Here is a 12,680-nt window from a genome sequence, read left to right on the forward strand (position 1 = left end):
ATTAAGGGAGTAACGAAACAATGACTATAAGACGATTTTCATCTCGCACTCATAAACTGGACAGTAGTTTTTTGCTCGAGCATTTAAAAGGTGCTCGTAGCTATAAACGTATCGCAGGCTACTTCACTAGCTCCTTGTTTGAGGTAGCAAATGAACTGATTGAAGCCATCCCGGAAGTAAAAATCGTCTGTAACGTCGACATACACCCAGACGATCTTAAGGTTGCAAAACTGCGTGAATCAAAAATGATTGGGCGCTGGAACGAGCAAGATATCGAAACAGAAGCACTGCTCAACCGTGACCGCTACCGCAGGCTTGATAGTTTCTTAGCAAAGCATGGCCAAGTTATTCGCGTTGCACCTGATAGCATTTGTGGTTTTCTCCACGGCAAGGCTGGTGTGATTGAGTGCGCTGATGGTCGTAAACTGGGGTTCATGGGCTCAATGAATGAAACCAGTAGCGGCTGGCAACGCCACTATGAGATTTTATGGGAAGATGACTCTCCAGAAGGCGTTGCATGGATTGAAGAAGAATTTGAATATCTGTGGAACGCTGCTCGTCAACTACCAGACGCTGTCATTCGGGAGGTAAAACGTCGAGGATATCGTCGTGAAATAGTTTTTGACGAGATAGACGATGATGAAGATCTGGCACCAGCGGCTCTTATTGAATCACCTCTATATCGCCAGGGCTTTTCTCTTCAGCCTTGGCAGCAAGGCTTTGTAAGTGAATGCGTTCGCCACTACCACAATCATGGTATCGTTCGTCTACTGATTGCAGATGAAGTCGGTTTAGGCAAAACCTTATCGATGGGTACAGCGGCACTGAGTCTGTGCTTGCTTAGTGACAAGGAAAATAAAAAGAGAAAGCCCGTTATCATTTTTGCACCGGCCACCCTTTGTGAGCAATGGCAAACAGAAATGATAGACAAGCTCGGTATTCCTTGCGCAAGATGGCAAACTCAAAAGAAGGCTTGGTTAGATCCAGACGGAAGAATTATTTCTCCTGTTGGGCAATCGTTTATTGCCAATTGCCCGCTTAGAATAGGAATTGTATCTACTGGCTTAATGATGCAGGAGTCACTAGAGAAAGACTACCTTCTTGGTTTACGTTTTGGACTCACCATATTAGATGAGGCGCATAAGGCAAGAAGCAGACAAGGCTTTGGTAAAGAGGCTGGCTCTCACAATAACTTGCTCGCCTTCATGCGCGAAGTCGCTGCCCGTTCAGACCATGTTTTATTGGGAACTGCCACCCCCATTCAAACAAGACCAGAAGATTTATGGGACCTAATGGGCATCCTTCATCAAGGTATCGGGAACTTCGTTTTAGGTAATGATCTCGCCAAATGGCATCGTCCCAAAGAGGTGTTGCCAATATTATCGGGCGAACAGCTTGTTAAGGAATCTAGCTTTGCATGGGAGCTACTGCGTTCGCCATTGCCCATGGTAGACTCAACAAACGAGCAGCATTCAAGAAAGTTGTTTCGGTCTATCAGAGAAGATCTCGAACTCATAAATGATAGGAAGTGGGACGTTAAAAACCTACTCACTGATTTATCCGAAGACTCCAGAGATTACCTTGAAGATGAATTAGATCGTGACATTGCTGGCGCAAGTTTCTTTCAGCGGGAAAATCCATTTATACGCCATATTGTTCTTCGAAAACGAGTCACGTTAGAAGACGCTAACCTACTACCGAGAATTGGCGTTGACGTTCACCCTGACCGAAATCTGGCTAAAGAAGAGCATAAATTTAATAGTCTGTTTGAAGGGAAAGCACTAAGAACCAGTGAGGATTTTAGACAGGCTTATGCCGAGGCTAGAAACTTTGGCAAAGCTTTATCCCAGAGTGGCAAAGGCAGTGGCTTTATGAAAAATCTCATGGAACAAAGGATTTGTTCAAGTATCGCAGCAGGCCTAAACACTGCAAGAATGTTGCTTGAAGGTAGAACAATTCAAGAAGAAAGTGACGAGCAAAATATCGAGCTAAAAGCAGAAAGCCCTGATGAAATTGCAGTACTTGAAAGAATGATTGCTCGCCTGGAACGTATCGAGGAAGACCCAAAACTCCAGGCAGTGTTGCACTACTTAGAAAAAGAGCAATGGCTTAAACACGGCGTAATCATATTCAGTCAGTATTATGATACGGCCAAGTGGGTTGCAGACTCTTTAGCAGCACGTTATCCCGATCAAGCTGTCGGTTTGTACGCGGGCGCCGGGCGTAGCCGCCTATACCAAAAAGGCGACAGCGTAAATATTGAACGAGAAACACTTAAGCGGATGGTTGCCGAACATCAACTAGAAATAATGATTGCAACAGATGCAGCTTGTGAGGGCTTAAATCTTCAAACACTCGGTACTTTAATGAATATTGACCTACCGTGGAACCCAACTCGACTAGAACAACGAATTGGTCGAATTAAACGCTTTGGACAAGTGCGTGAAAAGGTCGATATGCTGAATTTGGTAAATGAGCAAACGGTGGACGAAAAAGTCTACGACAAGCTATCAGAGCGCATGCAAGACCGGTATAACCTATTTGGCTCACTACCTGACACCATCAAAGACGAATGGATTGAAGATATTGAAACCATGGGTGAAAAGATGGATGAATATATAGACGCGCAGAAGACTGCAAATGGATTCGATTTGCGTTACACATCCACTATGGAACCATCAGATAAAGATTGGCGGGATTGCTCAGAGGTTTTATCTAGAAGAGACTTTAGTGAGTTGATGACATCGGGATGGAGTGATACAAAATGAGCGAAAGTTCAACATTAAAGCACTTATCACCTTAGACTTTTCAGGAACCGAAGTGGAGTTTCTGACATTAGATGAAGTTCGAGAATTCTGGCAGCAAGAAAAAGCTGAATGGGCTTGGCTAGAACAAGCCAGCAGGCAGGACGGAAATCTTGGTCAAATTTGGAGCCCTTTTAATGGTTTGTTTGGCCAATTGGAGCAGTTTGTCCAACAATCACAACACCATCAAAATAATGAAAGTCACCTAATCAATTTAGCGAACACTCTTAAAAACCAAACGAATACGGCTAACTCACAAGGCTTTAGATTAACTCAATCTCCAGAAGCACAGTTCGTGTTCAATTTGAAAGATAGTAAAGGCTCACAGATTGCCGCATACGCACTAGCTTTTTTAAACAGCAATAATGTTAACTTTACAACTCCTGCAGCTTTTCAAGGTGCCTATTGGGCAATGCAATATAAACAGGGCTCTCAAGAAACCGTTGAAGCTCATCAAAAGGCTCTAGAATCGGCTAAACATGGCTGGGCAGTCAGGTTTGGTAAACAACATAAAGAGTTGAGAGAAAGCAACGACCAATATATTCAGGAAATAACAAGCCTTAAAAACCAGTTTGATTCATTGGTAGAAGACGTTAATAACACCAAAAATAAACAAGTAACCGAGTTCAATAACACTCTTAAAGAAATACAAGACAAGCTTGCAGATATTGAAAATACCTACGATGAGAAATTGGCGCTGCAGTCTTCGGTTCAGTATTGGAGCGATAAACGTATTCACCACCAAAAAGTGATGTGGTGGTTAGCTGGTGCTACGGCATTTTTGCAGCTTTGACAGGTGGCGGATTCGTTTGGGCTGCATTCGGGCTATTAAAAGAAACGGTTACACAGGTTCCATTATGGAAGCTCGGTGTCATGCTTGCGATATCTTCTTTTGGTGTATGGTTAACGCGTTTGTCTGGCAAAATTTTCATATCTAACCTCCATTTGCGCACTGACGCTGATGAAAGAGTAACAATGATTCAAACTTATTTAGCTTTACTTCGTGAAGGTAGTGGACCAAAAGATGACGAGCGACAACTCATATTACAAACGCTATTCAGGCCAAGCTCCACTGGGTTTATAAAAGAAGATGGACCTTCTGGTTTCTATGAAGCTATGTCCAAGCGATGGGAAGATAATGATGATCACATATGACCAACTCATGCAGCCACTGATTCAAGCCTTAGCAAATTTAGGAGAGTCAGGTAGCATCGACGAAATTTACGAGGAAGTCGTCGAGCTCGAAAAGTTCGACGAGAATACTCTGGCGGTGTTACATAACCCAGAAAAGAGTAGTCAGACAGAAGTTGGTTATCGCCTAGCATGGGCAATAACGTACCTCAAAAAAGCGGGTTACTTGGAGAACTCGTCTAGAGGTGTTTGGGCACTAACAGATAAAACCAAGCGTTCTCCCAACATTGATAGCCGAGAGATTGTCAATTTTGTTCGCTCGCTTGATAAAAAAGAGAATCAAGAAACAGTGGATCCATCAGATCCTGCGAGTAGCGTCTCTGATTCACCAGAAGAGACGTTGGCATGGAGAGAGAAGCTTCACCATATACTGATTGAGGAGATGAGCCCCGACGCGTTTGAGCGTCTCACACAACGACTACTGAGAGAATCAGGCTTTATTCACGTTGAAGTTACCGGTCGCACAGGTGATGGCGGGATCGACGGCAAAGGTATTGCTCGTATTAACGGGTTAATGAGTTTTCATATCGCTTTCCAATGCAAAAAATACAAAGGGTCGGTTGGAGCTCCGGAGATCAGAGATTTTCGTGGCGCGACTGTCGGGCGTGCCGACCGAGGTATGTTTATTACCACGGGAAGTTTCACGAAAGCGGCCATTGAAGAGGCTAACAGAGATGGCGCAGCACCGATTGATCTCGTTGACGGTGACCAACTTGCAGACAAGCTTAAAGAACTCTCCCTAGGGATCAAAACTGAGCTGGTGGAGAAGGTAACGGTTCAACACGATTGGTTTTTAAATATCTGACTCAACCAAGATAAAGTAAAAAAACATTGGTTACATTAATTGAATACCAACCTTTTGTATGCTGCAATCGAGGATTTTTTTGTGTGGTGCAGGTGTGACCAGTGGTGTAATTTTACCGCCACTGCCTCCTAATCGACTCTCCCCTCTTACTAGCACGGCTACAAATCTAATATGGTAAAAAGCGAGCAAAGCAAGCTCAATTAACCGCCAATCAGCACAACATATAGTCGATCACGGCGGGAATCTATTAGATCTGTAACTCGAATCTATTAGTTCTGTTGGGTTACAAATCTAATCGACTATTTTTGTTGTTCGGCAACAAATTACTTTTCTAATAGGGTGATCGCATAGAATTTGTTGCCGAATCTATTAGATTTGTATCTCGAAACACCTCAAATCGCATAGGATTTGTTGCCGAACCTCACTAGATTTGTAACCGTAATTTGCAAAAAAATAAGATAAATCAGAGCTCAAATTTTCCTTAAAAGAAAAAGATTTAAGAGAAAAAGAAAGATCTTTCTCTTTCTTGTTTGACTAAACGCTAAAAAATTATCGGTAACAAAACTAATAGACTGCATGACGCATTTAGCCGAATTACTTAGTCAAATTCGCAAATAAGTAAGTACAAACAGGAACTCCTAGAGGTTCAGCTTCATGTTCGCTTTAATAACTTCGAACCAAGAATCGTCTCACTCGACTATCTAACTCATGTACTTTTTGTCTCGTCGCGACGAAGGAGCTTGGTTAGAAAAGAGTGACAACAGGAGTATGAAGTTGAAGTCCAAATCTGAAGTCAATACTAACAACATTTTTGACAAAACCTTATCGTCAACGAGCATAAATGCACGACCAAAAACTTTAGGAGCGTTCCCAATGAGCAATCTGCAACCACTGACCGATGCATTGGAAAGCGCAATGACACTTGCTGAGCAAGTTCGTTGGCTAGAGCAAAAGATCATCACCTTGGAGACTGAACTTCGTAAATTAACGCATAACGGTTGGATGTCCCTAGCTGAAGCCTCAGAGCACATACCAGGTAAGACTGTTTCTGCACTGAGACAAAGAATTAAAAATCCCAAAAAGCCGATGCCAGAAGGCGTTGTGTGGCGTCAAGAAGCAAAAGGCCACGAGATACAAATTCACCTTGGAAACTACAGGAAATATGCGTAATGGCTCAGAAAAGTAAAAATACGTTCAAACCTACTAAAGAGCAAGAGGCAGCTCTAAAAGCTGCCAAAGGAGTATTCCGTATCGGGAAAACTCTATACCTCCAGTTTAAAGTACCAGATAGAACTACAGCCCAAAAGAAGTCGTTAGGCTATCCAGTAACCTTGGACAACATAAAACTAGCAGAGCAGACACTAGGAAACATAAAGATCGATATTGCTAATGGCACCTATAAAAACGACTCTGACGCGTTCTGGCAAAAGCATTTCCCTATGGATACGGCACATTTAAAATCAGGAATTGGAATTGAGCAGTGCTTCACCGAATATACAAACGCACATACCAACTACCTATCGGACTCCAAAAGAGATAAATTGGCATCCGCACTTAGCTGGGCATTGCATTACGAGTTAGGCACAAAAGATGTTGCCCAAATAACTACTGAGCAATTAAATCTAGTGCGTCAAGCGACTGTTAAAGGAACAAAAGAAGAACTTATTGAGTCAAGACGTAATGCGTTTTACGAAGAGCTAAAAAATGATTACGGCAAGCAGGCAATAAAATCATTCACGGCAACACAATTAAGTAAGTTGGAACGAAGCTACAACAAAGCTCATCCTATTTTCTTTTCAGGGTGTGCAGCATCAACTGTCACAGAATACACGAAAGCGATTAATCAAGTGCTAGAGTTTGCTAATGAGCGTCGTTACATCAAGTTCAATCCAGCTAAAGAACTCAAGAAACTTGCTAAAGACACCATTAAGCTTTTAAAGCAAGTGAGCAATATCAATCCATTTAGCCAAAAAGAACTTTCTCGACTGCTAGACGTAATACATGTTCCACAAGTTAAGGATATGGTCACTTTTTTGGCGTGGACAGGATTACGTCATGGAGAATTAAAAGCATTAGCATGGGAGGATGTTGATCTCGAAAATCGAAGGATTTATGTTCGTTACAATCTAACTAGAAAAGGAAATATGAAACTAGTTAAAACCGAAGCTGGTGTTCGAACGGTTGAATTGTTGCCGGCAGCATTGGAGGTTCTGATTAAGCAAAAAGAAAAAAGTTATAACCTACCCCAAAGAAATGAAGTGATTTTTGGTAACAATCAAAAGTCAGTTACGGTCCAGCGCCGCAGAGTTTTCTTGAGTAGAGATAACGAACCTTATAAACGACCTGAACTCACTACGGTTCCCAAACAATGGGAAAAATGGCTAATTGAAGCGGAACTAGAACACCGCCCCGCCTACCAGCTAAGGCATACTTATGCGAGCCGTATGCTTATGAAACGTGTGCCGGCAACTTGGCTAGCTAAACAAATGGGTCACGCTGATACCAATATGATAGCCAAAATTTATGGTAAATGGCTCCAAGAAGACGAACCTGATTTCATGGAAAACCTAGCCAAGAGTTTAGGCCAACAGTACTAATCAATAATAACGAAGCGGGAGTTTCTTAAGCAAACTCCCCAAATCTTTACAAAGGAATTATCTAACGCATGCTCCCAATTAGATTAACTGACAAACTCATTGTTGGTACGGTAGATAGTCTGCGTTGTGTTGATGGATATCCACCTACAACAGAAGATGTCGCTGGTATATTAGGTGTCGATGATACAAAGCGAGTCGAACGCGCTCTCTACAGAGCCCTAGAGCGAGAAAAATTAAAGCTTAAGGGGTGCCGTTGGTATGTAAATCCTGGCTCTCTCGCAGGTAGTAATTAACATTTACCTGGAGCTCGACTTTGAGTCTTAAAAAAACTGGCATCAGTTTTTCTATCGTTGAAATTAATTTATTAAAGGAGTGAGTTAATTTTGATGCTTCATGTTAAATTATTGCACTCTTATTGAGTTCGGAAATCTAGGCTATGGACAGTATTGATAAACAAATTATAGAAGTAAAGAAGCTAGTGTCTTTACCTAACCTCACTATTCCAGCCTATCAGCGCCCTTATAAATGGTCTCAAACAAACTTGGCTGATTTGCTAAGTGATTTAAAGGTATATCGAGAGAAATCAGCATACCGCTTGGGATCAGTGGTATTTCATAAGCACGTAGATAGAGACAAAATAGCACTTGATATCGTTGATGGACAACAGCGGACACTAACCTTAGTGCTTTTAGTAAGAGCTTTATTAGAAGAGCGCTTGGATGGCTTAAAGCGGCAAGATGTAAAAGATACACTCTGCTCACTTATAGAGCCTATCAATGCATTTCTAGCGCGACAAACCTTTAATAGTGATATCTCGCATCGTAATTTGCACCAAAACTATATGGCGGCAAAGCGTGCTGTTGCTCGCAGTGAGTTTACTGAAGCCGATATTGATTTTTTATTAAACCGCTGTGAGGTCGTTACTTTTGTGCTCGATGATGTGTCAGAAGCATTTCAGTTTTTTGATTCGCAGAATGCCAGAGGCCGAGATTTAGACCCCCATGATTTATTAAAAGCGTTTCATTTACGTGAGTTTTCACAAAGTGAAAGTCAACTTAAAGCTGACTCGGTAAGACATTGGGAAAGCTTAGAAAGCGAACAATTAGCACGACTATTTGCCAATTACTTGTTCCGTATTCGCAACTGGGCACAAGGTAAGTCGGCAAAATATTTTAATAAATCAAAAGTAGGTTTATTTAAAGGCGTGAATCTTGATCAAGTTGGACTTTACCCCTATGTAGAGCCACTTCGTATTGCGCACCATTTTGTTGATGACTATAACGGGCAGTATCAGCGCCATATTGATCACCAACTTATGCGTTTTCCTTTCCATTTAGATCAGATGATCATAAATGGGAGACGTTTTTTTGAAATGACCAGCCATTATCAACATAAGATCAATGAGATTGTCAGCGATGAGCGAGGAGGCAAACAAAAGGCCAAGGGTGGTGAAGTAAAAAGTCAGAGTATTCGCATTTTGGATCACGAGCTAGAGCCATTAGCCAGTGAGATTCTGCATACATTAAACACTTATCCATCCCGCACTCGGACAGGAGATGGGTATGTACGTACGCTATTTGATTGTGCAGTGATTTTTTATCTTGATAAGTTTGGCGCACATCAGCTTTCGCAAGCGATAGAGAAGCTATTTATTTGGGCATATAGCTGCAGACTACAAATGCAAGTCGTGGGTATAGAGCGCATGGATAAACACGCTCTTACACACAATGTATTTGAGCGTATAAAACAAGCAGTGCAACCTAGTGATGTTTTAAATTGGCCATTAGGCACATTGAAAGCGTCTGATTGCAAGGGAACCAGGCTGAGTGAGATCACAAAGCTGTTTGAGGACATGAAGTACTATGAGTAATACACAAACACCGTACCTGCAATACAATGATGGAGCTGCAAGTAAAGCAATCACCAGCTTTAGCGTTAAAGAATTGCTTTGTGATACAAGCCGTTATTTAGTTCCTATGTACCAACGTAACTATGCGTGGGGGGAAGGTGAAATCAACCAGTTAATTCAGGACGTATTGGACTATCAGCACAGCAAATCTAATCAAACTTACTATATTGGCACACTAGTAGTTTTTGAGCGTAAAGATGGCAGCTTTGAAGTGATTGATGGGCAGCAACGTTTTACCACGCTCACGTTATTAGCTTTTGCTCTTAAACGCTTATCTGCTGCAAACAACTCGACGGTTGATATGGGCTGGTACAATGCACCCAACCTTAATTTTGAAAGCCGACAAAAATCATCTGACACCTTTGCCAGCCTTATCCAAGGTGTTGCATTAGAACACTTAAAAACTGACGACTATAACCTAGATGTGGTGAATGGATTCTCGTTACTTATAAAAGGTTTATTGGCTCTAGGTGATAAGCTAGAAGGTTTCTGCGAATACTTGTTCAAAAAAGTAGAAATAGCGCGTGTATCAGTACCTAAGGATACTGACTTAAATCATTATTTTGAGGTAATGAATAATCGTGGTGAGCAGCTAGAGAAGCACGAAGTAGTCAAAGCAAGACTAATGTCGGTATTAAATGAAATTACTGACCCCGATGATCGCGAACAGAGTATACAGCTACTCGATAAAGTATGGGACGCAACAGCGAATATGGAGCGTTACGTTCAATATGGTTTTAGCCCAGAAGAAAGGCACCTTATTTTTGGTAAAGACGACTGGGGGCAATTTACACCAAAGTGCTACGCTGATTTAGCTGCTAGTATTGGCGAGGCAACCACTCAAAAGAACGAATGCACTCAAACCATATCGCTGACGCTCAATGAGATATTAGCAAAGCCACCTCAGTCCTCTTCTAGCGCAGATATCACGCTAACACCAGAGCGCTTTAATAGCGTGATTAATTTTTCTAACTTCTTACTACATGTATTGAGAGTGTTAACAAAGCAGGATATCGCATTAGACGATAAGCGTTTGCTAGAACAATTTGATGCCTATTTAAAAGGCAACAGCAGTGACAAAATTAGTGCTGTAAAAGACTTTGTATTTGCATTACTTAAGTGCAAATACCTTTTCGACCAGTACATCATTAAACGTGAATTTAGTGATGGAAAAGATAAGTGGAGCTTGAAGAAGCTACATTTTTATAACGCTAAAAGCCAGAGCTACATTAATACTTTCGATGACAGCAAAGAACAGGATGATGAAGATGGCTTTGAAGGGATAAACCGCCAACTTTTAATGTTGTTAAGTGCTTTGCATGTTTCCACACCTACATTGGTTTATAAGCACTGGCTAAATGGTGCGTTGTTCCACTTATTCAATATGGATGGAGTGACTCCTCGCCTGTATTTACAAAAACTCGAAAACTTAGCTCGCCAATTTGTATATGGACGCTTTTTAAGCGAATCGCCTTCTGATTATTACCAAATGATTTACCAAAACTCTCATTATTCAGTGTTAGACCTAAACAATCAGCAAACTATGGTGAGGCTGCACTATGGCGCGATTGAAAATAACTTAGTGTTTAACTATCTCGATTATTTACTGTGGTGTGATGGTATTCAAAACAGAAAAGACGATGTCATTACGCAGTTTGAATTTACCTTCCGAAGCTCTGTTGAACACTTTTATCCTCAACACCCACTTGATGGGCATAGAGTACTAGCCGATACAGACTTACATAGGTTTGGTAATTTGTGTTTGATCAGTCACAGCAAAAATTCAAAATTAAGTAACTTACAACCAACCGCTAAGCGTGACCATTTTAAAGCAGCAATTGCTGATAAAAGCATTGATACACTAAAGTTGTATGAAATGATTAAGTTAATGAGTACCGCTGCTGAATGGACAGAAACTCAAATAGCATCTCATGAGCATGACATGTTAACTATATTTGTTAACGATTCGAATAAGTTCTTAGACGACGAGTAAGCGTTTTAACCTAATAGAAGTAAAAAGCTCAGGCCTAAAAACCTGAGCTTTCTTCTTAATTTGTCTAATATTTGTCTAAATTAGACAAGCCATTAGAAAAATCTATATATTTTAATCAGTTACAACTAAAACGGCATTTTGAAGCCTGGAGGCATTTGCATACCGCCAGTCACAGAAGCCATTTTCTCAGCTGAGCCTTCTTCAACGCGGCGAACTGCATCGTTGATTGCTGCTGCAACTAGATCTTCGATCATTTCTTTGTCATCTTCCATTAATGACTCATCAATGTCGATGCGACGAACATTGTGGCTACCTAGCATAGTTACTTTCACAAGGCCTGCGCCTGCTTCGCCAACTACTTCCATATTTTTAATTTCTTCTTGGGCTTTTTGCATGCGCTCTTGCATTTGCTGCGCTTGCTTCATCATGTTACCCATTCCGCCTTTAAACATAATTTTCTCTCTTTTAATGCATGGCAGCTAGGCTACCAACAGAATTATAATGCCTTTATTGTACCTTCATCTAGCTCTGCGTCAAAGTGTGTCATGAGCTGAGTGATAATTGGGTCGTTTTTAATGGTGTGCACCGCTTGTTGATGACGAAATGCATCAATCTTTTGCTGAATTTTAAACGGTGTTTGTTCTACCACATCGTTAAAATTAATAATTAATTCAACGTGCGTATTTAGTAAATTTGACAGTGCTTGTTGCAACTGTTCACGCAGCATAGGTGAGTCGAGGTGTCGCTGTTCACTGTCAACCAGTAAGCTCACTTCTGCCCCATTTTGCTGATAAATACTGTGCAGAGCAAATTGACGCACGCGACCACCAAGTCCCATGGTTTCAATTTTATTTGCCCAGTCATCTTGCTGATGAGCAAAACGCTCTTGTGAAATTGGGCTTTCAAAGCCTTCAATAACTTGCGGCTCTGGGGCAGGAGCTTCCTCTTGCTTTGGCTCTGGCGCTAATTGTTCAATTAACTCAGGTGCCACATGCTGAGTTTCTCCGCGGTATTTTTCAAGTGGGCTTTGCTTTGGTTTTGCAAAGTTTTCGCCCCTTTGCTGGGGCTCAGTCTTTTTTATTGACGTTTCGCTACCGTCCGGTTGAATAAGTGAACCCGAGCCCGACACATTGCGACGCGCTAAAATTTTCGCGATTGCTTCGGCTTCGTTATTAAAGTTTTGCTCAAAGCTTGGCTGAGGCGACTCTTCTACTGGTGGCTGTTCATTTACCACCTGCTCAAGCATTTGCTGTGGTTCTGGTGCACTATCGAACTGTTGCTGTTGCTGTTGCTGTTGCTGTTGCTGTTGCTGTTGCTGTTGCTGTTGCTGTTGCTGTTGCTGTTGCTGTTGCTGTTGCTGTTGCTGTTGCTGTTGCTGTTG

Annotated in this window: 12 protein-coding genes; 9 read left to right on the plus strand and 3 right to left on the minus strand. The window is 41.6% G+C overall.

Annotated features, from left to right (window positions below; all coding sequences use genetic code 11):
• Positions 1-20: 20 nt before the first annotated feature.
• Positions 21-2,768 (plus strand): phospholipase D-like domain-containing anti-phage protein, encoded by a 2,748-nt coding sequence (locus ACHSBP_RS07470; protein ID WP_395388462.1) that lies wholly within the window; start codon positions 21-23, stop codon positions 2,766-2,768.
• Positions 2,755-3,597, plus strand: a complete 843-nt coding sequence (locus ACHSBP_RS07475; RefSeq protein WP_395388463.1) for a DUF6161 domain-containing protein — start codon at positions 2,755-2,757, stop codon at positions 3,595-3,597. The genes ACHSBP_RS07470 and ACHSBP_RS07475 overlap by 14 nt, the downstream gene beginning before the upstream one ends.
• On the opposite strand, the gene ACHSBP_RS07480 is transcribed toward ACHSBP_RS07475, so the two are convergent.
• On the minus strand, positions 3,575-3,736 hold the full coding sequence (locus ACHSBP_RS07480; protein WP_395388473.1) for a hypothetical protein: 162 nt from the start codon (positions 3,734-3,736) through the stop codon (positions 3,575-3,577). The two genes, ACHSBP_RS07475 and ACHSBP_RS07480, sit on opposite strands and share 23 nt — an antisense overlap.
• Here ACHSBP_RS07480 and ACHSBP_RS07485 point away from each other — a divergent pair.
• The 7 genes from ACHSBP_RS07485 (at position 3,678) to ACHSBP_RS07515 (ending at position 11,299) form a co-directional block, all read left to right on the plus strand.
• A complete protein-coding gene (locus ACHSBP_RS07485) occupies positions 3,678-3,959 on the plus strand; it encodes a DUF6161 domain-containing protein (RefSeq protein ID WP_395388472.1) in 282 nt (93 codons plus the stop codon). The genes ACHSBP_RS07480 and ACHSBP_RS07485 overlap by 59 nt on opposite strands.
• On the plus strand, positions 3,943-4,800 hold the full coding sequence (locus tag ACHSBP_RS07490) for a restriction endonuclease (RefSeq protein ID WP_395388464.1): 858 nt from the start codon (positions 3,943-3,945) through the stop codon (positions 4,798-4,800). The genes ACHSBP_RS07485 and ACHSBP_RS07490 overlap by 17 nt, the downstream gene beginning before the upstream one ends.
• 873 nt (positions 4,801-5,673) lie before the next feature.
• Complete coding sequence (locus tag ACHSBP_RS07495; RefSeq protein ID WP_395388465.1) at positions 5,674-5,970, plus strand: hypothetical protein; 297 nt, start codon at positions 5,674-5,676, stop codon at positions 5,968-5,970.
• The gene (locus ACHSBP_RS07500; RefSeq protein WP_395388466.1) at positions 5,970-7,397 is read left to right on the plus strand and encodes a tyrosine-type recombinase/integrase; all 1,428 of its coding nucleotides are present in this window, start codon (positions 5,970-5,972) and stop codon (positions 7,395-7,397) included. Before ACHSBP_RS07495 ends, ACHSBP_RS07500 begins: the two co-directional genes overlap by 1 nt.
• Before the next feature lie 68 nt (positions 7,398-7,465).
• Positions 7,466-7,690, plus strand: a complete 225-nt coding sequence (locus ACHSBP_RS07505) for a hypothetical protein (protein WP_395388468.1) — start codon at positions 7,466-7,468, stop codon at positions 7,688-7,690.
• Between the two features lie 143 nt (positions 7,691-7,833).
• The gene (locus ACHSBP_RS07510) at positions 7,834-9,267 is read left to right on the plus strand and encodes a DUF262 domain-containing protein (protein WP_395388469.1); all 1,434 of its coding nucleotides are present in this window, start codon (positions 7,834-7,836) and stop codon (positions 9,265-9,267) included.
• On the plus strand, positions 9,260-11,299 hold the full coding sequence (locus ACHSBP_RS07515) for a DUF262 domain-containing protein (RefSeq protein WP_395388470.1): 2,040 nt from the start codon (positions 9,260-9,262) through the stop codon (positions 11,297-11,299). Before ACHSBP_RS07510 ends, ACHSBP_RS07515 begins: the two co-directional genes overlap by 8 nt.
• Positions 11,300-11,424: 125 nt before the next feature.
• Here ACHSBP_RS07515 and ACHSBP_RS07520 read toward each other — a convergent pair whose 3' ends face one another.
• Both ACHSBP_RS07520 and ACHSBP_RS07525 read right to left on the minus strand, forming a co-directional pair.
• Positions 11,425-11,751, minus strand: coding sequence for a YbaB/EbfC family nucleoid-associated protein (locus tag ACHSBP_RS07520; protein ID WP_054980044.1), 327 nt, complete (start codon positions 11,749-11,751; stop codon positions 11,425-11,427).
• A gap of 44 nt (positions 11,752-11,795) precedes the next feature.
• The coding region (locus ACHSBP_RS07525) for a DNA polymerase III subunit gamma/tau C-terminal domain-containing protein (RefSeq protein ID WP_395388471.1) at positions 11,796-12,680 on the minus strand (885 nt) is incomplete at its 5' end.

This window comes from Pseudoalteromonas sp. XMcav1-K, from assembly GCF_044005875.1.
GTDB lineage: Bacteria > Pseudomonadota > Gammaproteobacteria > Enterobacterales > Alteromonadaceae > Pseudoalteromonas > Pseudoalteromonas spongiae.